The sequence below is a fragment of the Paracidovorax wautersii genome (assembly GCF_900113035.1).
In the GTDB taxonomy this organism is placed as follows: domain Bacteria; phylum Pseudomonadota; class Gammaproteobacteria; order Burkholderiales; family Burkholderiaceae_C; genus Paracidovorax; species Paracidovorax wautersii.
On the sequence record NZ_FONX01000023.1, the window covers coordinates 40641 to 66143 of the forward strand.

23 protein-coding genes are annotated in these 25503 nt (G+C 69.6%); 18 read left to right on the plus strand and 5 right to left on the minus strand.

Annotated elements, in window-relative coordinates; all coding sequences use genetic code 11:
• Positions 1 to 37: 37 nt before the first annotated feature.
• Genes BM070_RS22375 through BM070_RS22395 form a run of 5 tightly spaced genes read left to right on the plus strand, consistent with a single transcriptional unit; the run spans position 38 to position 6356 of the window.
• Positions 38 to 1198 carry an EscU/YscU/HrcU family type III secretion system export apparatus switch protein gene (locus BM070_RS22375; protein ID WP_092942084.1) on the plus strand — a complete coding sequence of 387 codons (1161 nt, stop codon included), beginning with the start codon at positions 38 to 40 and terminating at the stop codon, positions 1196 to 1198.
• Positions 1195 to 3279 carry a flagellar biosynthesis protein FlhA gene (gene flhA, locus BM070_RS22380; RefSeq protein WP_092942085.1) on the plus strand — a complete coding sequence of 695 codons (2085 nt, stop codon included), beginning with the start codon at positions 1195 to 1197 and terminating at the stop codon, positions 3277 to 3279. The genes BM070_RS22375 and flhA overlap by 4 nt, the downstream gene beginning before the upstream one ends.
• The gene (gene flhF, locus BM070_RS22385) at positions 3276 to 4835 is read left to right on the plus strand and encodes a flagellar biosynthesis GTPase FlhF (protein WP_092942087.1); all 1560 of its coding nucleotides are present in this window, start codon (positions 3276 to 3278) and stop codon (positions 4833 to 4835) included. Before flhA ends, flhF begins: the two co-directional genes overlap by 4 nt.
• Positions 4825 to 5631, plus strand: a complete 807-nt coding sequence (locus tag BM070_RS22390; protein ID WP_092942089.1) for a hypothetical protein — start codon at positions 4825 to 4827, stop codon at positions 5629 to 5631. Before flhF ends, BM070_RS22390 begins: the two co-directional genes overlap by 11 nt.
• Before the next feature lie 8 nt (positions 5632 to 5639).
• Positions 5640 to 6356 (plus strand): RNA polymerase sigma factor FliA, encoded by a 717-nt coding sequence (locus BM070_RS22395; protein WP_092942091.1) that lies wholly within the window; start codon positions 5640 to 5642, stop codon positions 6354 to 6356.
• A 124-nt stretch (positions 6357 to 6480) separates the two neighbouring features.
• On the opposite strand, the gene BM070_RS22400 is transcribed toward BM070_RS22395, so the two are convergent.
• The 3 genes from BM070_RS22400 to flgA form a co-directional block, all read right to left on the minus strand.
• Entirely contained in the window at positions 6481 to 6831 is a 351-nt protein-coding gene (locus tag BM070_RS22400; RefSeq protein WP_092942093.1) for a hypothetical protein, read from the minus strand.
• A gap of 61 nt (positions 6832 to 6892) precedes the next feature.
• Positions 6893 to 7216, minus strand: coding sequence for a flagellar biosynthesis anti-sigma factor FlgM (gene flgM, locus BM070_RS22405; RefSeq protein WP_092942095.1), 324 nt, complete (start codon positions 7214 to 7216; stop codon positions 6893 to 6895).
• Positions 7217 to 7309: 93 nt separating this feature from the next.
• Entirely contained in the window at positions 7310 to 8101 is a 792-nt protein-coding gene (gene flgA, locus BM070_RS22410; RefSeq protein WP_092942097.1) for a flagellar basal body P-ring formation chaperone FlgA, read from the minus strand.
• A gap of 272 nt (positions 8102 to 8373) precedes the next feature.
• Here flgA and flgB point away from each other — a divergent pair, with 272 nt between their 5' ends.
• The 12 genes from flgB to BM070_RS22470 all read left to right on the plus strand — a co-directional run bounded on the left by flgB (position 8374) and on the right by BM070_RS22470 (position 20833).
• Complete coding sequence (flgB, locus tag BM070_RS22415; RefSeq protein WP_092942099.1) at positions 8374 to 8805, plus strand: flagellar basal body rod protein FlgB; 432 nt, start codon at positions 8374 to 8376, stop codon at positions 8803 to 8805.
• 53 nt (positions 8806 to 8858) lie between these two features.
• Positions 8859 to 9263, plus strand: coding sequence for a flagellar basal body rod protein FlgC (gene flgC, locus BM070_RS22420; RefSeq protein ID WP_092942101.1), 405 nt, complete (start codon positions 8859 to 8861; stop codon positions 9261 to 9263).
• Between the two features lie 46 nt (positions 9264 to 9309).
• On the plus strand, positions 9310 to 9972 hold the full coding sequence (locus BM070_RS22425; RefSeq protein ID WP_092942103.1) for a flagellar hook assembly protein FlgD: 663 nt from the start codon (positions 9310 to 9312) through the stop codon (positions 9970 to 9972).
• Positions 9973 to 10034: 62 nt separating this feature from the next.
• Positions 10035 to 11291: a flagellar hook protein FlgE gene (gene flgE / locus BM070_RS22430; RefSeq protein WP_092942105.1), complete on the plus strand. Its 1257-nt coding sequence runs from the start codon at positions 10035 to 10037 to the stop codon at positions 11289 to 11291.
• Positions 11292 to 11334: 43 nt separating this feature from the next.
• Positions 11335 to 12075, plus strand: a complete 741-nt coding sequence (flgF, locus tag BM070_RS22435) for a flagellar basal-body rod protein FlgF (protein ID WP_092942107.1) — start codon at positions 11335 to 11337, stop codon at positions 12073 to 12075.
• 40 nt (positions 12076 to 12115) lie between these two features.
• On the plus strand, positions 12116 to 12898 hold the full coding sequence (gene flgG, locus BM070_RS22440; protein ID WP_092942109.1) for a flagellar basal-body rod protein FlgG: 783 nt from the start codon (positions 12116 to 12118) through the stop codon (positions 12896 to 12898).
• A gap of 28 nt (positions 12899 to 12926) precedes the next feature.
• Complete coding sequence (locus BM070_RS22445) at positions 12927 to 13625, plus strand: flagellar basal body L-ring protein FlgH (protein ID WP_092942111.1); 699 nt, start codon at positions 12927 to 12929, stop codon at positions 13623 to 13625.
• A gap of 209 nt (positions 13626 to 13834) precedes the next feature.
• Complete coding sequence (locus BM070_RS22450) at positions 13835 to 15004, plus strand: flagellar basal body P-ring protein FlgI (RefSeq protein WP_092942113.1); 1170 nt, start codon at positions 13835 to 13837, stop codon at positions 15002 to 15004.
• Between the two features lie 92 nt (positions 15005 to 15096).
• On the plus strand, positions 15097 to 16059 hold the full coding sequence (flgJ, locus tag BM070_RS22455; RefSeq protein WP_092942115.1) for a flagellar assembly peptidoglycan hydrolase FlgJ: 963 nt from the start codon (positions 15097 to 15099) through the stop codon (positions 16057 to 16059).
• 16 nt (positions 16060 to 16075) lie between these two features.
• Entirely contained in the window at positions 16076 to 18097 is a 2022-nt protein-coding gene (flgK, locus tag BM070_RS22460; RefSeq protein ID WP_092942117.1) for a flagellar hook-associated protein FlgK, read from the plus strand.
• A gap of 44 nt (positions 18098 to 18141) precedes the next feature.
• Positions 18142 to 19392: a flagellar hook-associated protein FlgL gene (gene flgL / locus BM070_RS22465; RefSeq protein WP_092942119.1), complete on the plus strand. Its 1251-nt coding sequence runs from the start codon at positions 18142 to 18144 to the stop codon at positions 19390 to 19392.
• A gap of 205 nt (positions 19393 to 19597) precedes the next feature.
• Positions 19598 to 20833 (plus strand): YuxH family protein, encoded by a 1236-nt coding sequence (locus BM070_RS22470; RefSeq protein WP_092942121.1) that lies wholly within the window; start codon positions 19598 to 19600, stop codon positions 20831 to 20833.
• An 18-nt stretch (positions 20834 to 20851) separates the two neighbouring features.
• Here the strand turns inward: BM070_RS22470 and BM070_RS22475 are convergent, their stop codons facing one another.
• Together BM070_RS22475 and BM070_RS22480 are read right to left on the minus strand one after the other, a co-directional pair.
• On the minus strand, positions 20852 to 22894 hold the full coding sequence (locus tag BM070_RS22475) for a putative bifunctional diguanylate cyclase/phosphodiesterase (RefSeq protein ID WP_217648965.1): 2043 nt from the start codon (positions 22892 to 22894) through the stop codon (positions 20852 to 20854).
• A 356-nt stretch (positions 22895 to 23250) separates the two neighbouring features.
• Positions 23251 to 24720 carry an aminotransferase-like domain-containing protein gene (locus BM070_RS22480; protein WP_092942125.1) on the minus strand — a complete coding sequence of 490 codons (1470 nt, stop codon included), beginning with the start codon at positions 24718 to 24720 and terminating at the stop codon, positions 23251 to 23253.
• Positions 24721 to 24884: 164 nt separating this feature from the next.
• On the opposite strand from BM070_RS22480, the gene BM070_RS22485 reads away from it, so the two are divergent.
• The gene (locus tag BM070_RS22485; RefSeq protein WP_092942127.1) at positions 24885 to 25484 is read left to right on the plus strand and encodes a LysE family translocator; all 600 of its coding nucleotides are present in this window, start codon (positions 24885 to 24887) and stop codon (positions 25482 to 25484) included.
• Positions 25485 to 25503: the final 19 nt, after the last annotated feature.

Sequence of the window (25503 nt, forward strand, 5' to 3'; positions counted from 1 at the left end):
CCGCTCACGACAATCGGCATGACCCAGAAGTCATGCCATGAGCTCCAGCCAAGACAAATCCCTACCCGCCACCGAGCAGCGCCTTCGCCAGGTGCGCAAGGACGGCCAGGCTGCGCGCTCGCGGGATCTGTCGCACATCGCCATCCTGGGCATGGGCGCCGTGGCGGTGCTGATGCTGATGCCCTATCTCATGGAGCATCTGCAGCGCGCCATGAGCCGCCAGCTCACCTTCAACGCCGACACGGTGCACGCCTCCGGCAGCATGCTCACGCGCCTCTCGGAGATGGCGCTGATCGGCCTGGCGGCCTGCGTGGCCTTCGCCCTGCTCACCAGCGTGGCGGCCATCGGCAGCGCCATCGCCTCGGGCGGCTGGATCTACAGCTTCAAGCCCATCACGCCGCAGTTCGGCCGGCTCAATCCGCTCTCGGGCTTCGCCAACCTGTTTTCCAAGCAGCAGATGGTCACCGTGGCCAAGATGGTGCTGATGACCGGCATCCTCGCCGCGGTCGCCTGGCACTTCATGAGCTCCAGCATCGAGAAGGTGTCCATGCTGGTGCTGCAGCCCTCGCCCGTCGCCATCCGCCAGGCCGGCGAATGGATCACCTCCGGCATGGTGCTGCTGCTGCTGGTGGTGTTCATCGCCGCCGTGATCGACGTGCCGCTGCAGCTCTTCTTCTTCAAGTCCAAGCAGAAGATGTCGCACGAGGAAGTGAAGCAGGAGCACAAGCAGTCCGACGGCAACCCCGAGATCAAGGGCCGCATGCGCCAGCGCGCACGCGAGATCGCCAACCGCTCCAGCGTCGCCAACGTGCCCAAGGCCGACTTCGTGGTGATGAACCCGACCCACTACGCCGTGGCCCTGAAGTACGACGAAGCCACGATGAACGCGCCCCAGGTCATCTCCAAGGGCACCGACATGCTGGCCTTCCGCATCCGCGACCTGGCCAACCAGCATTCCGTGCCGGTGCTGCAGTCGCCCATGCTGGCGCGCGCGCTCTACGCCAATGCCGAGCTGGAGCAGCCCATTCCCGCCCAGCTCTACGCGGCGGTGGCCCAGGTGCTGGCCTACGTCTATCGCCTGAAGGCCGCGCTGCGCGGCGAAGGCCGCATGCCCGAACAGCAGCCCGACCCCTACGTGCCGCCCGAACTCGATCCGCTCACGCGGACCTCCGCCACCGCAAAGGCTGACGCTCCATGAAAACGCCTTCGATGACCTCGGTCCGCCAGTGGGCGGGTGGCAATGCCCCCATGCTGCAGGGCATGTCCGCGCCGCTGCTGGTGGTGGCCATCCTGGCGCTGATGGTGCTGCCGATCCCTTCGTGGCTGCTGGACACCTTCTTCACGCTCAACATCGCCACCGCGCTGATGGTGATGATGGTGGCGGCCTACATGATCCGGCCGCTGGACTTCGCGGCCTTCCCCTCGGTGCTGCTGCTGACCACGCTGATGCGGCTGTCGCTGAACGTGGCTTCCACCCGCGTGGTGCTGCTCGAAGGCCACACCGGCCCGGGTGCGGCCGGCGCGGTGATCGAGGCCTTCGGCCACTTCCTGATCGGCGGCAACTTCGCCGTGGGCCTGATCGTGTTCGCGATCCTGGTGGTCATCAACTTCGTGGTGGTGACCAAGGGCGCCGAGCGCATCGCCGAAGTCTCGGCCCGCTTCACGCTGGACGCCATGCCCGGCAAGCAGATGGCGGTGGACGCCGACCTGAGCGCCGGCCTGATCGACGAGAAGGAGGCCCGCCGCCGCCGCGCCGAAGTGGCGGAAGAAGCCAACTTCTTCGGCTCGATGGACGGTGCCTCCAAGTTCGTGCGCGGCGACGCGGTCGCCGGCATCCTGATCCTGATCATCAACATCGTGGGCGGCTTCGCCATCGGCATGCTGCAGCACGACCTGTCGGCCTCGCAGGCGGCCAACAGCTACATCCTGCTGGCGGTGGGCGATGCGCTGGTGGCGCAGATCCCCGGGCTGCTGATATCGGTGGCCGCGGCCATGGTGATCTCGCGCGTGGGCAAGGAAGAGGACATGGGCCGCCAGATCGTGCAGCAGCTCTTCATGTCGCCGCGCGTGCTGGGCGTGACCGCCGGCATCCTGATCCTGCTGGGCGTGATCCCCGGCATGCCGCACGCGGTGTTCCTCATCATGGGCGCGGGCCTGGGCTACGGCGCCTGGCTGCTGATGCAGCACCAGAAGCGCCCCGCCCCGGTCGAGGAAGCGCCCGCCCCCGCCAGCGACGGCGAAGCCACCTGGGACGACCTGCAGCCCGTGGACCTGCTGGGCCTGGAGCTGGGCTACCGCCTGATCGCGCTGGTGGACAAGAACCGCCAGGGCGACCTGCTCACCCGCATCAAGGGCGTGCGCCGCAAGTTCGCGCAGGAAGTGGGCTTCCTGCCGCCGGCCGTGCACGTGCGCGACAACCTGGAGCTCAAGCCCAGCGCCTACCGCATCACCCTGCGCGGCGTGGTCGTGGGCGAAGGCGAGGCCTTCCCCGGCATGTTCCTGGCCATCAACCCGGGCGGCATCACCACGCCGCTGATCGGCACGCCCACCACCGACCCGGCCTTCGGCCTGCCGGCGCACTGGATCGACGACCACCAGAAGGAAGCGGCACAAATGGCCGGTTTTACGGTCGTTGATTCGGAAACCGTGATGGCCACCCATTTGTCACACTTGATGCAAGTGCAAGCCGCCAAGCTGCTCAGCCGTACCGAGACGCAGCAGCTGGTGGAACACGTGACCCGCCTGGCCCCCAAGCTCATCGAAGAAGTCGTCCCGAAAATGGTCTCCATCGCCACGTTCCAGAAAGTCCTCCAGCTGCTGCTGGAAGAGTCTGTGCACATCCGCGATATCCGCACCATCATCGAGACGCTCGCCGAGCACGCCGGCAGCATCAGCGACCCGGTGGAGCTGGCGCGCCGCGTGCGCATCGCGCTCTCGCCGGCCATCGTGCAGCAGATCTACGGCCCGGTGCGCGAACTCAACGTGATCGCCATCGAACCCGGCCTGGAGCGCCTGCTGGTGCAGGCCCTGGGCAACCCCGGTGGCTCGTCGCTGGACCCGGGCGTGGCCGACATCCTGACGCAGAAGGCGGCCGAAGTCGCCATGAAGCAGGAAGAGCTGGGCCTGCCCGCCTGCCTGCTGGTTCCCGACCCCATCCGCAATTCCATCGCCCGACTGGTGCGCCGCGTCGCGCCCCGCCTGCAGGTGCTCGCCCACAGCGAGATCCCTGAAACGCACACCATCCGCATCGGCCCGATCCTCAAAGGTGCATCCGCATGAACATCAAACGCTTCCACGCCCTCACGTCGCGCGAGGCTCTGGCCAAGGCGCGTATGGCATTCGGCGAAGGCACCCTCATCCTGTCGAACCGCCCGGTGGCGAACGGCGTGGAAGTGGTCGCGACGGCCGAGGACACGCTCTCCTCCAGCCTGGAGCAGGGCCCGGAATCGGCCCCCGCCCCGCTGGCGCCCGCACCGGCCGCCAAGGTAGCCGCGCCCACCGCCCGGCGCCTGCACGAGCGCGCCTCCGACATGGCCGCCGAAACGCGCGCGCGCATGCCTTCGCGCCCGCAGCAGCCCCATAGCGGCCGCGCGGTGGTCGAGCAGGACACCGAACAGCTGGCGATGAGCACGCTCTCCTTCCAGGACTACGTGCGCGAGCGCATGCTGCGCCGCCGCCACGAGGCGCTGAACGGCGCAGCGGCCCCGGCCCCGATGCCGCAGGAGCCCCAGCGCCCGGCCTACGTGCCCGAGCCGCGCGAACGCATGGCCGCCGCCCCGCAGCCCGCCCCCGTGGCCCGCCACAACCCGCTGCGTTCCATCCCCATGGACCTGCCCGAGCCGCCGCCCGCACGCCGCGCCGCAGCTCCCGCGCCGGCCGCCGCATCGCAAGGGCTCATCAACGAGCTGCAGTCCATGCGCGAGCTGATCGAGGACCGCTTCAACACGCTGACCTGGCTGGGCCAGGCCCGGCAGGACCCGATCCAGTCCAACCTGATGCTCAAGCTCATCCGCGCCGGCTATTCGCCCGCCCTGGCGCGCGGCGTGCTGGAGCGCATGCCCGAAGACCTCTCCGCAGGCCACGCCGTGCGCTGGCTGATGGAAGTGCTCGAACGCAACCTGCGCACCGATTCGCACGCCCGCCCCATCTACGAAGAAGGCGGCATCTTCGCCATGGTGGGCTCCACCGGCGTCGGCAAGACCACCACCACCGCCAAGCTGGCCGCGCTCTGCGCACGCATCCACGGCCCGGGCAGCGTGGGCCTGATCACGCTGGACACCTACCGCGTGGGCGCCCACGAGCAGCTGCGCACCTATGGCCGCATGCTGGGCGTCGTGGCCCATCTGGCGCACGACCGCGCCGCGCTGCAGGACCTGCTGGGCCTGCTGTCTGGCAAGAAGATGGTGCTCATCGACACCACCGGCGTTGCACCGCGCGACCCGCGCAAGCGCGACATGCTCGACGTGCTGGACCTGCCCGCGGTCAACCGCCTGCTGGTGCTCAACGCCGGCTGCCACGGCGACACGCTGGACGACGTGCTGGGCGCCTTCAAGACGACCGGCTCGCAGCAGGCCATCCTCTCGAAGGTGGACGAAGCCGTGAAGCTCGGCCCTTCCATCGACGCGCTGATCCGCCACCAGATGGTGCTGCGCGGCGTGACCAACGGCCAGCGCGTGCCCGAGGACTGGGAAGCCGCCGACGCCCGCAAGCTGGTGAGCGCCTCCATGCGCTCGCCCGCCAAGTCGGCCTTTGACCCCAAGGCCGCCGACCTGAACTTCTTCTTCTCGCAATCGCCGGAGCTGTCCGCCGAGAGAGGGCTGGCCGATGTTGCTTGATACCGGACTGCACCAGGGCGCGAGCCTGCACAGCGTCACGCCGCAGGCCGACCTGCGCCTGCTGGCCGTGCTGAACCAGCCCGACGCCACCATGGGCCTGGAAACCCTCTGGCAGATCTGCTCGGGCCTGCAGCGCCTGGGCTACCCCGTGGTAGTGCTGGACGGCACCGCCCGCGAAACCGACGACGCCCCGGGCCTGCAGCAGCTGCTGGCCGCCACCGACTGGCAGGGCGGCAGCCTTTCGCGCGGGGCATCGCACACCGCATCGCTGGCCGTGGTGCCGGCCGCGCACGGCATGCGCCAGCTGGCCAGCCAGGCCGCATGGAACGACACCGCCGTGCTGCAGCGCCTGCACCCGCTCTTTCGCGCCTACGCGCTGGTGGTGGCCTACGGCCCGCCGCAGGTGATGGCGCCGCTGCTGCGCGGCAGCGCCGTGCTGCCGCTGGTCATGACCGAGCCGGGCGCGCACGGCGTGGAGCAAAGCTACCGCCAGCTCAAGCACATGGCCGTGCATGCGGGCCTGCAATGCACCGTCGCCTCGGTGGTGCAGCCCGGCCCCTACGAAGCCCGCCGCACCAACGCGGCCCGCGTGGCCCTGGAGGCGCTGCAAAATTGCGCCTCCACCCACCTGGGCCATTCGCCCCGCACTACCATCGTGCGAGCCGGCAGCCCCCAGGACGTTCAGCGCCTGGCCTTGCAACTGCTCGAAAACGCATGCACCATGGGCGCCGGCATGCCCGCCTTGACCCCTCACCGCCATCCGGAGCCCGCCGCGCATTTCGTTCGGAGCCACTGACCTCCATGATGTACACCGCCAAAGGCCAGCTCGATCGCGATGCGCAGCTCCGCCAGCACGTTCCCCTCGTGCGGCGGATCGCGCACCACATGATCGCCAAGCTCCCGCCCAACGTGGAGCTCGACGACCTGATCCAGGTCGGCATGATGGGACTGTCCGAAGCCCTGTCCCGGTACGAAGCCGCCCAGGGCGTGCAGTTCGAGACCTTCGCCAGCCAGCGCATCCGCGGCGCGATGCTCGACGAGCTGCGCGAGGGCGACTGGATGTCGCGCAGCTCGCGCAAGAGCCAGAAGGACATCGAGCACGCCGTGCAGCGCATGGAGCAGAAGCTCGGCCGCAGCCCCCTCGAATCCGAGATCGCCGAAGAGCTCGGCCTCTCGCTGGCCGACTACCAGTCGCTGCTGGGCAAGGTGCGCGGCACGCAGCTGGTCTATCTCGAAGACATGAACCGGGGCGGCGAGGACGACGACAGCTTCCTGGACCGGCACGTGGCCGACAGCGAGGCCGACCCGATGGCCGTGCTGCGCGACCAGCGCCTCAAGGCCTCGCTGGTCGCCGCCATCAAGACGCTGCCCGAACGCGAGCAGTACATCATGGGCATGTACTACGAGCACGACATGAACCTGAAGGAAATCGCCGCCGTGCTGGGCGTGACCGAATCGCGCGTCTGCCAGCTGCACAGCCAGTCCATCGCCCGGCTGCGCGCCAAGATGCGCTCGCACTGAAGACGCCCTTCCCGGCACCGCAGCCGGAACCACCCCAGAAGCACAAAGGCCGACGCATGTCGGCCTTTTCTTTTGCACAGGGCGCTGGGCACCCCATTGAGTCGGAATTCCTGAAACCCGGCGATCAGCCCGGGCCGCGATAGATGCGGGCGGCGGTCTGGCCGCGGCTGCCACCGTAGGTCACCACGCCTGGCACGGGAGGCAGCAGCGCTGCGGTCTGCCGTTCGGTCAGCGCCAGCACCCGGGCGAGCTGGTCGCGCAGCAAGGGCAGGCGGGCGCCGATGGCACGGATGCGGCGGGCCTGGCCGTCGTCCGGCTGCACGCCGCTGCCGCCCAGCGCCTGCGCCAGTTCGGTGGCGGCAGCGCGCAGCTGGACCGCGGCTTTTTCGAGGGTGAGGGGATCGGTGGCCAGCAATGCGTCCTGCACGGCCTGCAGCTGAGCCTCGACGGTGGAGAGAGTGGCTTCGAGGGACATGGGGCGAGTCTAGGTCGAATCGCCGGGCCGGGGGACGCTGGGAGAAGGCAGCGCGGCTCAATCAGCCGCGGGAACGGGAGAAGGTCTCTTCGGCGTTGGAGAGCAGCTTGTCGGCGATGGCGTCGGCATCGACGGTGAACGTGCCGTTGTCGATCGCGGCTTTCACGGCCTTGACCTTGCCGGCGTCGAATTCGGCCGGGCTGCGCGCCGCCGCATCCACGCCGCGGGCGGCGTTGGAGAACGTGACGGGCACACCGGCGGCTGCCGACGAGCCGACGCTCTTGGCGACGGCTTCGGCCGCGGGAGCGGGTGCCTTGGCCTGCTGCTGCTTGGCAGCGGCCTGGGCAATGGCGTTCCCGATGTCTGAGTTGTTTCCAATCTTCATAGCTCTCTCCACCACCCCGTCCGATGGGGGGCTCTGTAGCCATGTTTTCGGCCAGTCATGAGCGGACTTGAGGGCTTTATTGATGTCCGAATGTCACAAGGTGGCCTCTATCGTCCCATCTTGCGACACAGTGCCGCTGATCACGCGGCCATTATCCATGCGTACGCGAATACTCTGCCCCACCGCCCCGGCCGTGATGGCCTGGCCCGACGAGGTGACCGAGAAGCCGGGGCCCTGGGCCACGACCCGCACCTGGGTGCCGGCCTTGAACAGTTCGGGAGCGCGGACCATATTCTGGCGCAAGGTCTGGCCCGCGAGCAAATAGCGGGAGGCGATCAGCCCCACCCAGGATTCCGGGGTGGCGGCCACCGGCGCCGTGTCGGCCGCCCAGTCCACCTCGCTCTCCATGGCGTCGGCCGCGGTCAGCACGGTGCCGGCCGGCACATTGCCGGTCAGCACGAACGCCGGCCCCCAGGCCTTGATGGTGACGGGCAGGAACACGTTCCAGCGCGTGGCGCCGTCCAGGCAGCGCAGGCCCAGGCGGGTGCGGCCCCAGAGGCGCGCGCCGATGGGCAGGTACGGCTCCACCCGGTTGCACGGCGCCAGGCGCAGGCGCGGATCGAGTGAGCCAACGCTCACTTCCATGCGCAGCGGCATGTTGCCAGCCACCTCGTGGACCTGTGCGGCCTGCACCGCATCGTTGAGCCAGCGCGCGGACAGCGCGCCCAGGTCTCCGGCCGGATCGGGGGCGGCCGCCGGCTGTTGTTGCTGCTGCGGCGGCGCGGGCTGCTGCGCCCCGGCCGCCAGCGCCAGGCCCGCGCCCAGCACCACCGTGCCGGCCATGCGCCATGCGCGCGACGGGAAAGACAGTGGATTGCGATTCATGGAAAGGACCTCCTCGGGGCGGCTGCGCAACGGGGGAAAGCGAAAGGAACATGCGGCAGGCGCCCCGGCCGGCCCCCGTTGCATGCGGGCCGGCAGCGTCCATTGCGTCACGGCAGCCACTGTAGGGCGGCAGCGGCCCGCGCGATGGACCGAACTGCCCACCGTTTCCCGCGTTCTTCGCGCTTTAGGAAAACCGGGCGAATTCCACAATCGCTGCACGCCAGAAGTCCGCGTGGACCCCGGCAACCGACCACTCCGAGAGCGAGGACGACATGCTCGACAAGATGACCAACCAACTGGACTTCCACGGCAACGCGCTGCTGCTGCGTGCCGAGCGCCAGCGTGTCATCGCGAGCAACATCGCGAACGCCGACACGCCGGGCTTCGTGGCGCGGGACTTCAAGTTCGCCGATGCGCTGCGCGAGGTCTCGCAAGCTTCCAGCCCCACGTCGGAGCGCAGTCAGCTGCGCCAGCAGAGCGTGAGCGATCCGCGCCACATCCCGCTGCCATCGACCGACATCGGCAGCTTCGCGGGCGGCACGCTGGGCTACGCGGTGGAAACCCAGCCCAGCCTGGACAACAACACCGTGGACATGGACCGCGAGCGGGCCGCCTTCGTGGACAACGCCGTGCGCTACGAGGCCACGCTGCGCTTCATCAACGGCAATGCCAAGACCATGCTGAGCGCCATCCAGGGCCAGTGACCGCCTAACCGCACCCGCCCACGCCCCAGCACCGCAGAAAGAGCGACGACGCCATGTCCATGTTCTCCATCTTCAACGTCTCGTCGAGCGCGATCAGCGCCCAGTCGCAGCGCCTCAACGTGGTGGCCAGCAACCTGGCCAACGTGGAGGCCGTGTCCGGCCCGGACGGGCAGGCCTACAAGGCCCGGCAGGTGGTGTTCCAGACGGCGCCCATGGGCGCCGAAGGCTCGGCCGGCGTGCGCGTGAGCGCCATCGAGGAAAGCCAGGTGCCGGGCCGCCGCGTGCACGACCCGAGCAACCCCGCCGCCGACGCGGACGGCTACGTCACGCATTCCAACGTGAACGCGGTGGAGGAGATGGTCAACATGATCTCCGCCTCGCGCTCCTACCAGAACAACGTCGAGGTGATGAACACCGCCAAGACGCTGCTGCTCAAGACCCTGCAGATGGGCCAGTGAGCCTGCACGCCAGCACCCCGCACGCCTTCGACCGAAAGACAGCGCCATGATCCTCCCCGCCGTTGGTTCCTCCACCGCCACCACCACCGTCAACTCCGGCAGCTCCGCCAATTCCACGACGGACCCGGCCGCCATGCAGGACCGCTTCCTGAAGCTGCTGGTCGCGCAGCTGAACAACCAGGACCCGATGAACCCGCTGGACAACGCGCAGATGACCTCGCAGATGGCGCAGATCAACACCGTCTCGGGCATCCAGACGCTGAACCAGACCATGCAGTCCATGGCCGCGCAGTTCGCCACCATGCAGACGCTGCAGGGCACGCAGATGATCGGCCGCTCCGTGCTGGCCGAAGGCAACAAGCTCAGCACCTCCAGCGGCGTGAGCAAGGGCCAGTTCGAGCTGTCCAGCGCCGCGGCCGACACGCGCGTGGAGATCGTCTCGCCCGGCGGCGTGGTGGTCGGCACGGTGGAGATGGGCGCGCAGGACAAGGGCCGCCAGTCCTTCCAGTGGGATTCGAGCAAGTACGCAGGCGACGTGTCCACCCTCACCTTCCGCGTCGCGGCCAGCGCCACGGACGGCACGGCGGTGCAGGCCACGGCGCTGCAGTCCGCCAAGGTCACCGGCACGGGCTCGAACAACGGCGCGCTCACCCTCACGCTGGACACGGGCGACACCGTGGCCTACGACCAGATCCGCGCGGTGCTGTGAGCCCGCCGCACCCCGCCCTCCCCCGCATCACCGCATCGACCCGCCCTCCGTAGGAGCACACCATGAGTTTCCAGCAAGGCCTCTCCGGGCTGAACGCCTCCAGCAAGAACCTGGACGTCATCGGCCACAACATCGCCAACTCCGGCACCACCGGCTTCAAGGCCTCGCGCGCCGAGTTCGCCGAGATGGTGGCCAATGCCATCGGCTCGGCCGGCGGCACCAACAACGGGATCGGCGTGGAAGTGGGCGCGGTCTCCCAGCAGTTCAACCAGGGCAACCTCACCGTCACCGGCAACAGCCTGGACGTGGCCATCAACGGCAACGGCTTCTTCACCCTGCAGCGCAGCGACGGCTCGGTCGCCTACAGCCGCGCCGGCAACTTCAAGCTGGACACCAACGGCAACGTGGTGACCAACAACGGCGCGAAGGTGATGGGCTATGCCATCGACCCGGTCACCGGCACGCGCACCGCCAGCAGCGCCATTCCGCTGCAGTTCCCGACCTCCGCGCCCATCCCGGCCAAGCAGACCGCGAACATCACCGCCTCGTTCAACCTCGACGCGCGCGCCGTCAACGCGGCGGGCGACCCCACGGCCACCCCGCCCGTGGCGGCCACGCCGCGCGCCACCTACGGCACCTCGATCAACGTCTATGACGGCCAGGGCGTCGCCAAGCCGGTGAGCCTGTACTTCTCGAAGAATTCCGCCAACACCTGGGACGTGTACGACTCGCTCGACACCACCGCCACGCCCGTGGGCCAGATCAAGTTCGACAGCAATGGCTCCATCGTCAGCCCGGTCGCGCCGCCGCCGGCGAGCGGCTTCTCGCTGCCGCTGACCATCGCCCCGAGCCCGCCCAACCCCAACGGCCTGCCCAACTACCAGGTGCAGGTGAAGCTCGACAAGGTCACGCAGTTCGGCCAGAAGTTCGCCGTGTCCGACCTCAAGCAGGACGGCTACACCTCGGGCCAGCTGACCGGCATCAACGTCGAGAACAACGGCATGGTCATGACGCGCTACTCCAACGGCGTGACCCGCGCCGAAGGCCAGGTGGCGCTGGCGTCCTTCCGCAACACGCAGGGCCTGTCGGACGTGGGCAACAACACCTGGGTCGAGACCTTCGAATCCGGCCAGCCCGTGCTGGGCACGCCCACCGACGGCAACCTGGGCGCCCTGCGCTCGGGCGCGCTGGAAGACTCCAACGTGGACCTGACGGCCGAGCTGGTCAACATGATGACCGCGCAGCGCAACTACCAGGCCAACGCCCAGACGATCAAGACGCAGGACCAGGTGATGTCCACGCTGGTCAACCTGCGCTGACGCCGTGCCCCGAGCCACCATCGCCACCTGACGGAGACATCGCATGGATCGCATGATCTACACCTCCATGACCGGCGCCAGCGCCGCCTCTCAGCGGCAGGCGGTGCTGGCCAACAACCTGGCCAACGTGTCCACCGACGGCTTCCGCGCCGAGATGTCCACCTTCCGCTCGGTGCCCATCCAGGGCGGCGGCTCCACCACCCGCGTGTTCGGGCTGGAAGCCACCTCCGGCCATGACGACACGCCCGGCCCGGTGCAGCGCACCGGCCGCAGCCTGGACGCGATGGCCGTGGGCAAGGCCTGGTTCGCCGTGCAGGGCACGGACGGCACCGAGGCCTATACCCGCGCCGGCTCGTTCGAGGTGACGCCCACCGGCCAGCTGGTCACCCGCACCGGCCTGCCCGTGCTCTCCGACGGCGGCGGCCCCATCGAGCTGCCCCCGGGCGCCGACGTGACCATGGGCTCCGACGGCACGCTCACCGCCACCATCGCCGGCCAGCGCCCGCAGGCCGTGGGCCGGCTGAAGCTGGTCACGCCGACGGAGGACGACCCGCTCAAGCGCGGCGACGACACCCTGTTCCGCACCGCATCGGGCGACCCGCTGCCAGCCGACCAGAACGCACGCCTGCTGTCCGGCGCCACCGAAGGCTCCAACGTCAACGCGGTGGAGTGCATGGTCGGAATGATCGCGGCCTCGCGCCAGTTCGAGCAGCAGACCCGCCTCTTGCAGACCGCCGAGAGCGACGACAAGACCGCCGCCCAGTTGCTGAGCCTGAACGGCTGATGCACCCGGCCGCCCCCACCCGACAGCCCCAGGAATCGCCATGATCAATTCCCTCTGGATCGCCAAGACCGGCATGAGCGCCCAGCAAACGCAGCTGGACGTGATCTCCCACAACCTGGCCAACGTCTCCACCACCGGCTACAAGCGCAACAACGCGGTGTTCGAAGACCTGATCTACCAGAACCTGCGCCAGGTCGGCGCGCAAAGCACCGAACAGAACCAGCTGCCCACCGGCCTGCACCTGGGCCTGGGCGTGCGCACCGTGGCCACCAGCCGCAACTTCACGCAGGGCAGCCTGCAGCAGACCGGCAACCGGCTGGACGTGGCCATCAACGGCAACGGCTTCTTCGAGGTGACCATGCCCGACGGCACCATCGGCTACACGCGCGACGGCTCCTTCCAGCTCGACTCGCAGGGCCGCATCGTCAACTCCAACGGCCTGCCGGTGGCCAACGGCATCACCGTGCCGGGCAACGCCACCAGCCTCAACATCAGCGAGGACGGCATCGTCACCGCCACCCTGCCGGGCAACACGCAGCCCCAGCAGCTGGGCTCGCTCGCCATGGCCAGCTTCATCAACTCCGCCGGCCTGGAGCCGGTGGGCCAGAACCTCTACAAGGAATCGGCCGCCTCCGGCCAGCCCCAGCAGGGCACGCCCGGCACCAACGGCCTGGGCGTGATGCGCCAGGGCTTCCTGGAGTCCTCCAACGTCAACGTGGTGGAAGAGCTGGTGACCATGATCCAGACCCAGCGCGCCTACGAAATGAATTCCAAGGCCATCCAGACGTCCGACCAGATGCTGGCCAAGCTCGCGCAGCTGTGATGCGCCCCGCTCCCGAAGGAAACACGCCATGAACCGCCTTGCCATCGCCGGCGTCCTGCGCCTGGGCACCCTCCTGTCGCTGCTGGCGGCCGCCACCGGCTGCGCCCCGCTCAATCCGCCGCCGCCGGTCGATCTGGTCTCCACCGCGCCGCCCGTGATCGCGCCGCCGGTCCGCGCCACCGGCCCGGCCACCGGCAGCCTGTTCCATTCGGCCAGCTACCGCCCCGTCTTCGAGGACCGCCGCGCGCGCCTGGTGGGCGACGTGGTCACCATCCAGATCGTGGAGAACGTCTCGGCCAAGCAGAACTCCACCTCCACGGTGGGCCGCACCTCCGACACCAAGGCCGGCATCACCGCGCTGCCGTTCATGGGCGGCGGCGCGCTGGGCAAGCTGGGCGTGGGCGCCAGCAGCAGCAATGCCTTCTCGGGCAAGGGCGGCACCGAGAGCACCAACACCTTCACCGGCACCATCACCACCACGGTGGTCGAGGTGCTGCCCAACGGCCACCTGGTGGTGGCGGGCGAAAAGCAGATCGGCGTGAACGAGAACGTGGACGTGATGCGCTTCTCCGGCACGGTGGACCCGCGCTCGCTGCAGCCGGGCAGCGTGGTCAGCTCCACGCTGGTGGCCAATGCCCGCCTGCAGTCGCGCGGCCGCGGCGCGCAGGGCGAGGCGCAGGCCATGGGCTGGCTCTCGCGCGCGTTCAACTCCGTCGCGCCGTTCTGACGCTCCGCGCCCCGGCCGCAGCGGCCGGCGGGCGCGCCGCTTCTTTGCTACTCAATTCATAGCTGCGAGCGCCCTGTGGACGGGCGCTCGTGGCCGTTTTCGCTGAGTTTCCGCACACCGCGCGCACCGGCGGCCTTGCCGGCAATTGGCGGGTGAACCGGCGTCTTTTTGGGGATTCCCCGAAACGCGCCGCTTTCACAATCGACGCCATGAAAGCTCTGTCCGCCCCCTTCGCCTCCGGCTCGCTGCGCAACGCCGGCCTCCCGCGTGCCCGCCTGGCGCTGGCGTCGCTGGCGGTGGTGCTGGGCGCGCTGCTCGCGGCCCAGCCCGCGCATGCGCTGCGCATCAAGGAGCTGGCTGCCGTGCAGGGCGTGCGCAGCAACCAATTGACCGGCTACGGGCTGGTGGTGGGCCTGGACGGCACGGGCGACCAGACCACGCAGATGCCCTTCACCACGCAGGCCATGTCCAACTACCTGCAGCAGATGGGCATCAGCCTGCCGCCGGGCACCACGGCGCCGCAGCTCAAGAACGTGGCGACGGTGATCGTCACGGCGCAGTTGCCGGCCTTCGCCCAGCCGGGCCAGAACATCGACGTCGTCGTCTCCTCGATGGGCAACGCCAAGTCGCTCAAGGGCGGCACGCTGATCGCCACGCCGCTGCGCGGCGCCGACGGCGAGATCTACGCCCTGGCCCAGGGCAACCTGGTGGTGGGCGGCGCGGGCGCGGCAGCCGGCGGCAGCAAGGTGCAGATCAACCACCTGAGCGCGGGCCGCATCCCCGAAGGCGCGCAGGTCGAACGCGCGGTGCCCACGCCGCTCAACGACGGCGACACCATCAGCCTGGGCCTGAACTCCTCGGACTTCCAGACCGCCCGCAAGGTGGCCCAGACCATCAACAGCCGCCTGGGCCCGGGCACGGCCACCGCGCTGGACGGCCGTACGGTGCAGGTGCGCGCGCCGCAGGACCCCGGTGGCCGCGTGAACTTCATCGCCGAGCTGGAGGAGCTGCCCGTGCCCGACTCGGTGCCTTCGGCCAAGGTGGTCATCAACGCCCGCACCGGCTCCATCGTGCTGAACCAGGCCGTGACGCTGGGGCCCTGCGCCATCGCGCACGGCAACCTGTCGATCAGCATCAGCTCCACCCCCGTCATCAGCCAGCCCGGCGCGCTGTCGCAGGGCCAGACCGTGGTGGCGCAAAAGAGCGACATCCAGGTCAAGCAGGAAGGCGGCAAGGTGCTGGAGGTGCCCGCATCGCCGCAGCTGGCCGACGTGGTGCGCGCGCTCAATTCGCTGGGCGCCACGCCGCAGGACCTGCTGGCCATCCTGCAGGCCATCAAGGCCGCAGGCGCGCTGAACGCCGAGCTGGAGGTCATCTGACCATGACGCCGGCACGCCGTCCTTCCCTTCCGCTCCACTGCGCCGCCGCCCGCCGGCCGGCGCACCGCTGAGCCCCTGCAGGAGCGCACGCCATGGCCCTTTCCTCCGCCCTGTCCACTACGTCGCCCTCCTCCGTGGCCAGCCAGCAGTCGCTGGCCGTCGATGCGCGCTCGCTCAACGCGCTGAAGATGCAGGCCGGCAAGAACAGCCCCGAGGCCGCCAAGGAAGCCGCCAAGCAGTTCGAGTCGCTCTTCATGCGCGAGATGATCAAGAGCATGCGCGAGGCGACCATGAAGGCCGGCCTGCTCGAAGGCGCCGAGGGCAACATGGCCAGCGACATGTTCGACCAGCAGCTGTCGGTGCAGATGTCGGGCCGCCCCGGCGGCCTCTCGGAGGCCATCCAGCGCCAGCTGACCAAGCAGATGGGCGGCGACAGCGAAGCGACCCTGGTGCCCGGCTCCACGCTGGGGCTGGATGCGAGCCTGCGCCTGCGCGACAACGGCGTGCGCTCCAGCTCCGCCGCCGCCCCGGTGGACCCGGCAGCGCCTGCGCCCAAGGGCCGCGAGAAGTTCGTGCAGCACCACCGCGCCGCCGCCGAGCGCGTGGCGCAGGAAAGCGGCATTCCCGCCAGCTTCATGCTGGGCCAGGCCGGCCACGAGACCGGCTGGGGCCGCGCCGAGATCCGCACCAAGGACGGCGGCAATTCGTTCAACCTGTTCGGCATCAAGGCCGGCAAGGGCTGGACGGGCAAGGTGGCCGAGGTCACCACCACCGAATACGTGGGCGGCGTGCCGCGCAAGGTCACGGCCAAGTTCCGCGCCTACGACTCCTACGAGGCCTCGTTCAAGGACTACGCCAACCTCATCAACGACAACCCGCGCTACGAGAAGGCGCGCGCCAAGACGCATTCCGCCGTGGCCTACGCGGCCGAGCTGCAGAAGGCCGGCTACGCCACCGACCCGCAATACGCCCACAAGCTCAGCCGCGCCATCCAGAGCACGCTGAACGTGGCGCCCACGAGCGTGGCGCGCAACGTGTCGCAGACGCAGGTGTGAGCGAGGAACTGATCCCATGAGCCTGCTCAACGTCGGAGGCCGCGCGCTGCTGGCCAACCAGGTGGCCCTGCAGACGGCCGGCCACAACATCGCCAACGTGAACGTGCCCGGCTATTCGCGCCAGACGGTGTCGATGCGCACCGTGCCGGGCCAGTTCACCGGCGGCGGCTACATCGGCCAGGGCGTGGACATGGACACGGTCCAGCGCAACTACAACGAGCTGCTGACCAAGCAGGCGGCGGCCGCCGGCTCCGTCCAGCAGGCCGACTCCATCCGCGCGCAGCGGCTGGCGCAGGTGCAGGACATCTTCAAGGGCGGCACCTCGGGCCTGGGCGCCTCCATCACCGACATGATGAACTCGCTGGCCGACGTGGTCGCCGCGCCCAGCGACATCACGGCCCGCACCGTCACGCTGACGCGGCTCAACGAAATGGCCGGCCGCATCCGTTCGGCATCCGACCAGCTGGGCGAGGTGCGGTATTCGTCCGTGCAGCAGCTCAATGGCGACATGGACAAGATCAACTCGCTGGCCAAGAGCGTGGCCGACGTGAACGAGCAGATCGCCCGCACCAAGGGCAACGGCCAGACGCCCAACGACCTGCTGGACACGCGCGACCAGCTCATCCGCGAACTCAACCAGTACGTGCAGACCACGCAGGTGGCGGCCGACGACGGCACCGTGGGCCTGTTCGTGGCGGGCAGCCAGCCCTTGGTGCTGGGCACCGTGGCGACCTCGCTGTCGGTGCAGGAATCCTCGCAGTTCCCCGGCAGCGGGCAGATGCGGATGTATTTCAACCGCCCGGGCGCCGCGCCCGTGGAGCTGGACGAAGGCATGCTGGGCGGGGGCGAGGCCTCTGGCCTGCTGCGCTTCGTCAACAACGACCTGGCCGAGTCCAGCAACCTGCTGGGCCGCATGGCCCAGGGCATCAGCATGTCCATGAACGCCCAGCAAAAGCTGGGCCTTTCGCTCGACGGCGTGCCCGGCAAGGCGCTGCTGACCCAGCAGACCTCCGCGCAGGCCTACACCACCGGCAGCGCCCAGGGCGTGGTGAACTTCGCGGACCCCACGCGCTTTGCCGCGTCGAACTACGAGGTGCGCTTCAGCACCCCGCCGGCCGGCCAGGTGGTGCGCCTCTCCGACGGCCAGGCCACCAGCTTCACCGACCTGACCGACCTGTCGAGCAAGACCATCGACGGCCTGAAGTTCAACCTGACCACCGCCGGCACGGCGGGCGAGCGCGTGCTGTTCCAGCCCTTCGCCACGGCCGCGTCCAACCTGCAGGCGTCCATCTATTCGCCCCGCGACCTGGCGGTGGCGAACCCCATCAACGCCTCGATGGGCACCTCCAACGCCGGCTCGATGCAGCTGGCCGCGCTCAAGGCCACCGGCCGCCAGCGCGATGCCACCACGGGCCAGATCGTCTCGACCGGCACCCTGAACCTGCCGCCCTCGCCCACGGCGCCGGCCACCACCGGCGGCGGCGTGAAGCTGAGCTTCGTGGCCGGCCCGCCCTCGGGCTACACCGTCTCGGGCACCACCACGCGGCCGCTGAGCGTGGACCCCACGGCCGCCTACACCCCGGGTGTGACGGTGGTCCCCTACACCTCGGGCCAGCCCATCGAGATCGACGGCTGGGCCATCACGCTGCAGGGCGCGCCCAAGGACGGCGACACGGTCACCGTCGGCAACTCGCGCGACGCGCAGTATGGCGACGCCTTCACGCGCAACGCCGGCAACGGCAAGGCGCTGATGGACCTGCGCGACGTGAAGATGTTCGACGACTCCACCCTGAGCGACGGCTACGCCAGCCTGATGGCCCAGGTGGGCACGCGCACGCAGAGCGCGCAGTACGCCGCCAACCTGTCCACCTCCATCGCCAAGAACCTGGAGGCCGACCGCACCGCCGTCTCGGGCGTGAACCTGGACGAGGAAGCCGGCAAGCTGATCCAGTACCAGCAGGCCTACCAGGCCTCGGCCAAGGTGCTGCAGATCGCGCAGAACGTCTTCGACAGCCTGATCCAGACCATGGGCCGCTAAGGGCCGGGCAAGGCACGCATGCAGTCCACCGCAGGGAGCATCACATGACCAACTTCTACCGCGTCGGCACGGCCAACATGTTCGACGCGACGCTGACGAACCTGAACGCACGCCAGACCAACCTGACCGATCTGCAGGAAAAGCTCACGGCAGGCAAGCGCGTGGTGCGCCCCAGCGACGACCCGGTGGCCGCGGCCCAGGCCGAGCGCTCGCTCACGCGCATCTCGCGCATCCAGACCGAGCAGCGCGCGCTGGAGATCCAGCGCAACGCCATCTCGCAGGCCGAATCCACGCTGGGCGATGCGGTCGGGATCATGCAGGACATCCGCCAGCTGACGGTGGCCGCCGGCAGCGGCACGATCAAGTCCGAAGACCGCGTGACCTACGTCAAGCAGATCGCCAGCCTGCGCGAACAGCTGACCGAGGTGGCCAACCGCAAGGACACCAACGGCATTCCGCTGCTGGGCGCGCTCGGCAGCCAGCTGACGCCCTTCCTCGGGCCGCAGTCGGGCGTGCCCGACTACTCCTTCGCCGGCCAGCCCGGCCAGGGCGCCAGCACCGGCACGGCCCTGACCAGCACGCTGGACGGCCAGTCCGCCTTCATGTTCGACGTCAAGCGCGACGGCGTCTATACCGCCACCATCAGCGACGTGCCCAACGGCCGCACCTTCACCACCGACGCGGTGAAGGTCACCGACCCGAGCCAGCTCACGGGCAACGACTACCAGATCAACTTCACCGCGGTCGGTGCGGGGGCCACCTCCGGCACCACCAGCGCCACCTACACCATCACCAACCTCACCACGAACACCACCTCGGCCCCGGTGACGGTGCCGGACTACCCCTCCGACAAGCCCGCCACCATCGCGGTGAGCGGCGTTCCAGGCATGAGCGTGACCATCAACGGCACGCCGGCCGCGGGCGACACCGTCACGCTCAAGCCCAGCGCCAGCATCTTCAGCAGCATCGACTCGGCCGTGCGCAACATCGGCGGCGCCATCAACAACAACAGCTCCACGCAGGCCGTGGGCCAGGCGCTGGCCGCCATCGACAAGGGGCTGGACCAGCTGCACAACCTGCGCGGCTACGCGGGCGAGCTGCTCAACCGCGCCGACCGCATCACCGGCGACCAGCAGAACCGCTCCATCCAGCTGGAGGCCGACCGCTCCCGCGCCGAAGACCTGGACATGATCCAGGGCATCTCGGACTTCCAGAATTCGCAGATCGGCTACGAGGCCGCCCTGAAATCGTACGCACAGGTGCAGAAGCTCTCGCTGTTCAACTTCATCAGCTGATACACCCCGGCCCTCGCCCGCCGCGGGCTTCGGCGCCGGCCTGCCGCGCTGCGCGCTGTGGGCACGAGCTTCCGGCTGAATGCCGCTGCCGGCGGTGGAGCGCAGGGCCCGTGGCCTTCTCCGGGCCAGCCCCCGCGCCCCGCAGGTGGCCCGGTCCCCGACAATGCGCCATCATCCGGCACACCGGACAGCATCACACCATCCCATGGCCCAATCCGTTCTCGGCAATCTCGTTCTCGGTTACCGTCCCCTGTGGAACGCCCAGCGGCGGCTGGCGGGCGTGCAGCTCTACGTGCAGAGCGACGGCAGCACCGCCGTCGATGCGCCGCACCTGCTGCGCACGCTGCAGGAGCTCTGGTACGCCCATTCGCCCCGGCTGCTGCTGTCGCCGCAGAACCGCCAGCTGCTGGCCGACCTGCTGGAGCACGCGCCCGCCGGCAGCCCCTGGATCGAGGTGCGCGGCGAATGGCTGCTGCACGACGCGGCCCTGCATGCGCGGCTGCAGGCCGCCCACCGGCGCGGCCTCAAGCTGGTCTGGCGCGGCGGCCTGGACCAGCTGCCCGAGCCGGCCGTGGCCGGCTGCTTCGACAATAGCCTGCTGAGCCTGTCGCCCGCCGACGCGGCCACCGCGCTGCAGGCCCGCGCGGCGCAGGCCGCCGCCCAGCGCCAGGCCACCCGCGCGCCCGCCGGCCCGGCCAGCCCCGTCATCGACGGCCAGATGTACGAGAACCTCGCCAGCCGCGCGCTGCTGCAGCACTGCCTGGACGAGCACCGCGCCATCGCCGTGGCCGGCTGGCCGCTGGAGGACGTGCTCTACAGCATGCGCCACCACCCGCTGCAGCCCGCGCACGACACGGTGCATGCGCTGATGCGCGCCATCGACGCCGAGCAGTCGCTGGACGCCTTCGAGCACATCCTGGGCGAAGACCCGCTGCTGGCCTGGCGCTTCATGGTCTATACCAACTCGGCCGCGCTGGGCCTGCGCACGGGCATCGATTCGCTGCGCCGGGGGCTGGTGATGATGGGTTACGGCTCGCTGCAGCGCTGGCTGTCGGACCAGCTGCCGCACTGCGCCACCGACCCCGACCTGCGCCCCATCCGCGAATCCATGGTGCTGCGCGCCCGGCTGACCGAGCGCCTGCTGGACGCCGGCGTGGAGAACGAGCTGCGCAGCGAGGTGTACATGTGCGGCCTCTTTTCGCAACTCGACGACCTGCTGGCCGAGCCGCTGGGCGCCATCCTGCGGCGCCTGCCGCTGTCGGAACGCATCTACGACGCCATCGTGCTGCGCACCGGCCCCTACGCCGCCAGCCTGGAGATGGCCTGCGCGCTGGAGACCGACGACATGGCCGCCATCCGCCAGCTGACCGAAACGCACGAGATGAGCCTGGAGGCCGTCAACCGCGCCCTGCTGCGCATGCTGGCCGACCTCGGGGCCTGAGCGGGCCCGTGCCGCGGCTCACTGCCGCGCTGCGAGCAGGGCCTCGAAGCCCGGGGCCGGCACCGGCCGGCTGAACAGGAAGCCCTGGAATTCATGCACGCCGCGGGAGGACAGCCACTGCAGCTGGGCCTCGGTTTCCACGCCCTCGGCGACCATGTGCAGGCCCAGGATGCGGCACATGGAGATGATCAGATCGGTGATCGGCGCGTTGTCGGCGATGCTCTGGATGAAGGTCCGGTCGATCTTCAGCGTCTGCAACGGGTAGCGCTGCAGGTAGGCGAGGTTGGAGTAGCCCGTGCCGAAGTCGTCGATCGCGATGCGAAAGCCCTGCTGCCCCAGCTGCTCCAGGGTCCGCACCGTCTGCTTGTCGTGCCCCAGCAGCATGGACTCGGTGATCTCCAGCTCCAGGCAGCGGCAGTCGGCGCCCCAGCGCTGCAGGATCTCCATGAAGCTGTCGAGCAGCTGCGCATCGGCCAGCTGGCGCGGCGAGAGGTTGACCGAGATCAGCAGCGGCCAGCCTTGCGCCGCCCAGGCCACCTGCTGGCGCACCGCCTGCTCCAGCACGAAACGCCCCACCGCCAGGATCAGCCCCGACTGCTCGCACAGCGGTATGAAATCCGCCGGCGAGACCAAGCCGCGCCGCGGATGGTTCCAGCGCACGAGCGCCTCGGCCCCCACGATGCGCCCGCTGGCGATGTCCAGCCGGGGCTGGTAGTACACCTCCAGCTCGCCGTTCTCCAGCGCGCTGCCCAGCTCGACCTCCAGCGCCAGGCGCATCTGCGCCTTGACCGCCAGATCCGCGGAGTAGCGCGAGATGCCGTCGCGGCCCCGCTCCTTGGCGCGGTACATGGCCATGTCGGCGCACCGCAGCAGCTCGTCGATGGAGCGGCCGTCGTGCGGGAAGATGCTCACCCCGACGGAGGACGAGACGCGGATCGGCGTCTGGCCGAGCAGGACGCTGCGCGAAATGCTCTTGCGGATGCGCTCGATCGGCACGCTCACGTCGTCCACGATCCCTTCGGCGGCCAGCAGCACCAGGAACTCGTCGCCCCCCAGCCGGGCGATCAGATCGCCCTGGCGCGTTTCCGAGCGCAGGCGCCGGGCGATCTCGACCAGCAGTTGGTCGCCCGCCGTATGGCCCAGGGAGTCGTTGACGTCCTTGAAGTAATCCAGGTCGATGAACAGCAGCGCGGCCTGGCGGCCGGCCCTGCCGAGCGCCTCCAGGGCCGGCTGGAAGCCCGCCGCCAGCGAGCTGCGGTTGGGCAGCCCCGTGAGCGGATCGTGCTGGGCGAGGTAATGCGCATGGCTTTCCGCGTCCTTGACGTCGCTGACATCGACCTCGCTGAGCAGCCAGGCCGGCACGCCGGTCACCGCATCCCGGCAGCGGCGCACCGAGATCTCGTGCCAGCGCTCCCCCTGGCGGGTCTGCACCTGGGCGACGATGCGCGCCTCGCCCTGCCGGCGCAGCGAAGCGCGCAGCTGCGCACGCTGGTGACGATCGATGATGTAGTGCAGCCCGCCCGGCAGCGGCTCGGGCAGCCGGTCCCGCGCGGCCGGGTTGCGGTAGAGCAGGCGCCCGCGCGGGCCGTACATCGAGATCATCACCTCGGTGTGCAGCAGGGCCTCCACGCTGCGGATCGATTCCGGATCGGACGGCTGCTGCCGGTCCATCGCCTCGCAGAAAAGCGCCATGCGGCCATCCGCCAGCCGGTGGCCGCAGAAGACCATGTGCAGGGTGCGCGGCTGGCCGTTGGGGTAGAGCGTCCACTGCTCGGTGAAGCGCGCCGTGGAATGCTCGAAGTCCTGCTGGTACTGCCGCAGGCGCCGGGCCACGGCCGGCGACATGTCCGCACCCATGTCGCGGCTGCACAGCTCCTCCAGCGACGGAGCGTTCCAGATCTGCAACGCCAGCCGGTTGGCCCAGACCATGCGGCCGCGGTCGAGATCGAAGACCCACGCGGCATGGCTGATGAGCTCCAGCACGCCGTAGGCCTCCAGCGGCTGGCCGGCAGTGCCTGCGGCCGGCTCGGCGGCGGGCTTCATCGGGTCGGGGGAGAGCATGGCATCACGCGGCCGGCTGGCGGCGCATGCGGGCCGGCCCGCGGCGGTGGCCCGCCCACGCGGTGGCCTGGAGAACTCGTCGGTGGTTCATGGAGTGTTTTCCTCAATCGTCCTCAATCGTGAAGCGCTCTGCGGACCCCTCGAACCCCGCGCAAGCGCGCAGGATCGGCGCGCTCGGCGAAAGGCACGGGCACGCCTGCCACTGCACGTAGGCACCTGTGGGCGAGCTCGCAGGAACTCGTCACCCAGCGCTATGGCAGCAAGGCTGGAAAATTATCGGCCAAGACCGGGACGAAAGGGCATCGCACCTGCGGTGAAACAGCACCCGCCCGGTGCGGTGCAGTGCGGCACCCGGCTCAGCGCGGCCCCGCCCGTTCCTTCATCACGCGCGCCCACACCTTCCAGAAAGCCACGTCCTGCGTGGTGGTGAAGTTGATGCGCATCAGCGTGCAGGGCTGGCGCGTGGCGTGAAACAGCGCGCCGGGGGCGATGAGATAGCCCTCGTCGAGCATGCGCTGGGCCAGCATGTCGGTGTCCACGCCCGTCTCCACCCAGCCGAAGAGCCCGGCCGGCTCCGACGCGAAGCTGCAGCCCGCCTCCAGCGCCAGCTGCACGCTGCGCGCGCGCGCCTGGGCCAGGCGCTGGCGCATGCGGTCGGCATGGCGGCGCAGCTGGCCCTGGTCGATGCACAGAGCCAGGGCCTTCTCCAGCAGCGAGGGCGTGGTCAGGGTGGACAAGAGCTTGGTGTCCAGCAGCCGCTCGACCAGCGCGGGCGGCGCGGCCAGGTAGCCCACGCGCCAGTTGGGCGCGAGGATCTTGGCGAAGCCGTTCACGTAGATGGTGCGGCGCAGCCCGTCCAGCGCGGCCAGCCGCGTGGCGTGGTCGGGCGCGATGTGGCCGTAGGTGTCGTCCTCGACGATGTGGAAGTCGTGCCGTTGCGCCAGCTGCAGCACCTGGTGGGCGCTGCCGGGCGACAGGCTGTAGCCCGTGGGGTTGTGCAGCACGCTCACGCTCACGAAGAGCTTGGGCGCGTGCGCCTCGCAGTAGCGCTGCATCACGGCCAGATCGGGCCCCTCGGGCCCGCGCGGCACGGGCAGCACGCGCATGCCCAGCGCATCGAGCCGGGCGAACTCCACCGACCAGCCGGGTTCCTCCACCATGACCGGGTCGCCGGCCTTGAGCAGCGTGCGGCTCACGATGTCCAGCGCCTGCGTGGCGCCCACGGTGGTCATGATCTGCTCGGGCTGCGCATGCACGTTGATGGCCGTCAGCCGCCGCGACAGGGCCTGGCGCAGCGCGGCGTCGCCCATGGGCTCGCCATAGCTCAGGGAGCCGTCCTGCAGCGACCGGCTGGCGGTGATCTTGCGCACGGCGGCGGGCATGAAGCGCGCCTCTTCCAGCCAGTCGGGCGGGAACACGCCCGTGCCCGGCTGCGGCAGCGAAGAAGCCTGGTGGAACATGCCGCGGATCAGCGCCGTGGCGTTGATGTGCGAGCCCGAAACACGCACGCCGATGCCGCCCAGCGGCGATGGGCCGCTTGCTATGGTATGCATAGCAGACTGCCCAGGCGCATCCTGGGCTGCAGGCGTTTTCTGCAGATAGTCGCGCACGAAGAAGCCACGCTGGGGCCGCGCCTCGACCAGGCCCTGCGCCAGCAGCTGGTCGTAGGCCGAGACCACGGTGTGCGGGCTCACGCCCTGCTGGCGCGCGCATTCGCGCACCGAAGGCAGGCGCGCGCCGGCCGGCAGCAGCCGCGAGCGGATGCGCTCGGCAAAGCGCTCGGCGAGCTGTTCGGTCAGGGTGCGGTCGGAAGAGCGGGTGAGCATGGGGTGTGGAGTGGGTCGGCGGCTGTGCCGCTACATGAGCCAATACAGATCATGCATCTGCAACACTGTCTGTACTGGAACTGTAATGGAATCGATCCTACAGTGACTCCACGGTGTCTGCATGACACCCGTCAACGACCGCACGACCGACCGCCCCACCCGCCATGCCCTTCGTCGAATTCACCGCTCTGCTGGCCCTGGCCACGGCCATGAGCTTTTCGCCCGGCCCCAACACCACGCTGTCCACGGCGCTGGCGGCCAACCGGGGGCTGCCGGCCGCGATGCGCTTCGTCTGCGCCGTGCCGGTGGGCTGGACGGCGCTGCTGCTGCTCTGCGCGGGCGGCCTGGGCGCGCTGCTGGTGGCCGCGCCGCTGCTGCGGCTGGCCGTCAAGGCCGTGGGCATCGGCTACCTGCTGTACCTCGCCCTCAAGCTCGCCCGCAGCGGCCGCATGTCGCAGGCCGATGCGGCCCGGCTGAACGTGGGCTTCTGGCAGGGCGTGGGCCTGCAGTTCCTCAACATCAAGGCCTGGCTGCTGGCCCTCACCCTGGTGGCCGGCTGGATCGCCGGGCGCGCCGACGCCATGCCGCGCCTGGCCTGGGTCACGCTGGTGATGCTGTTCTTCGCCTTCGCCAGCAACCTCGCCTATGCCGCCGCCGGCGCCCTGCTGCGCCAGTGGCTGGCCGAGGGCAGCCGGCTGCTCTGGTTCAACCGCGCCATGGCTGCCGTGCTGGTGGCCACCGCCGCCTGGATGACCACGGCCTGAGCCGGAACCGCACGCCCAC

What these genes read in the sequence shown, in the direction of transcription:
- BM070_RS22470 (WP_092942121.1), top strand. Translation starts at nt 19,598, where the DNA reads ATGGCCCAATCCGTTCTCGGCAATCTCGTTCTCGGTTACCGTCCCCTG.
- flgE (WP_092942105.1), top strand. Translation starts at nt 10,035, where the DNA reads ATGAGTTTCCAGCAAGGCCTCTCCGGGCTGAACGCCTCCAGCAAGAAC.
- BM070_RS22425 (WP_092942103.1), top strand. Translation starts at nt 9,310, where the DNA reads ATGATCCTCCCCGCCGTTGGTTCCTCCACCGCCACCACCACCGTCAAC.
- BM070_RS22475 (WP_217648965.1), bottom strand. Translation starts at nt 22,894, where the DNA reads ATGCTCTCCCCCGACCCGATGAAGCCCGCCGCCGAGCCGGCCGCAGGC.
- BM070_RS22390 (WP_092942089.1), top strand. Translation starts at nt 4,825, where the DNA reads ATGTTGCTTGATACCGGACTGCACCAGGGCGCGAGCCTGCACAGCGTC.
- BM070_RS22480 (WP_092942125.1), bottom strand. Translation starts at nt 24,720, where the DNA reads ATGCTCACCCGCTCTTCCGACCGCACCCTGACCGAACAGCTCGCCGAG.
- flgB (WP_092942099.1), top strand. Translation starts at nt 8,374, where the DNA reads ATGCTCGACAAGATGACCAACCAACTGGACTTCCACGGCAACGCGCTG.
- flgF (WP_092942107.1), top strand. Translation starts at nt 11,335, where the DNA reads ATGGATCGCATGATCTACACCTCCATGACCGGCGCCAGCGCCGCCTCT.
- BM070_RS22395 (WP_092942091.1), top strand. Translation starts at nt 5,640, where the DNA reads ATGTACACCGCCAAAGGCCAGCTCGATCGCGATGCGCAGCTCCGCCAG.
- flgG (WP_092942109.1), top strand. Translation starts at nt 12,116, where the DNA reads ATGATCAATTCCCTCTGGATCGCCAAGACCGGCATGAGCGCCCAGCAA.
- flgA (WP_092942097.1), bottom strand. Translation starts at nt 8,101, where the DNA reads ATGAATCGCAATCCACTGTCTTTCCCGTCGCGCGCATGGCGCATGGCC.
- flgM (WP_092942095.1), bottom strand. Translation starts at nt 7,216, where the DNA reads ATGAAGATTGGAAACAACTCAGACATCGGGAACGCCATTGCCCAGGCC.
- flgL (WP_092942119.1), top strand. Translation starts at nt 18,142, where the DNA reads ATGACCAACTTCTACCGCGTCGGCACGGCCAACATGTTCGACGCGACG.
- flgC (WP_092942101.1), top strand. Translation starts at nt 8,859, where the DNA reads ATGTCCATGTTCTCCATCTTCAACGTCTCGTCGAGCGCGATCAGCGCC.
- flhA (WP_092942085.1), top strand. Translation starts at nt 1,195, where the DNA reads ATGAAAACGCCTTCGATGACCTCGGTCCGCCAGTGGGCGGGTGGCAAT.
- BM070_RS22375 (WP_092942084.1), top strand. Translation starts at nt 38, where the DNA reads ATGAGCTCCAGCCAAGACAAATCCCTACCCGCCACCGAGCAGCGCCTT.
- flhF (WP_092942087.1), top strand. Translation starts at nt 3,276, where the DNA reads ATGAACATCAAACGCTTCCACGCCCTCACGTCGCGCGAGGCTCTGGCC.
- BM070_RS22450 (WP_092942113.1), top strand. Translation starts at nt 13,835, where the DNA reads ATGAAAGCTCTGTCCGCCCCCTTCGCCTCCGGCTCGCTGCGCAACGCC.
- flgJ (WP_092942115.1), top strand. Translation starts at nt 15,097, where the DNA reads ATGGCCCTTTCCTCCGCCCTGTCCACTACGTCGCCCTCCTCCGTGGCC.
- BM070_RS22400 (WP_092942093.1), bottom strand. Translation starts at nt 6,831, where the DNA reads ATGTCCCTCGAAGCCACTCTCTCCACCGTCGAGGCTCAGCTGCAGGCC.
- flgK (WP_092942117.1), top strand. Translation starts at nt 16,076, where the DNA reads ATGAGCCTGCTCAACGTCGGAGGCCGCGCGCTGCTGGCCAACCAGGTG.
- BM070_RS22445 (WP_092942111.1), top strand. Translation starts at nt 12,927, where the DNA reads ATGAACCGCCTTGCCATCGCCGGCGTCCTGCGCCTGGGCACCCTCCTG.
- BM070_RS22485 (WP_092942127.1), top strand. Translation starts at nt 24,885, where the DNA reads ATGCCCTTCGTCGAATTCACCGCTCTGCTGGCCCTGGCCACGGCCATG.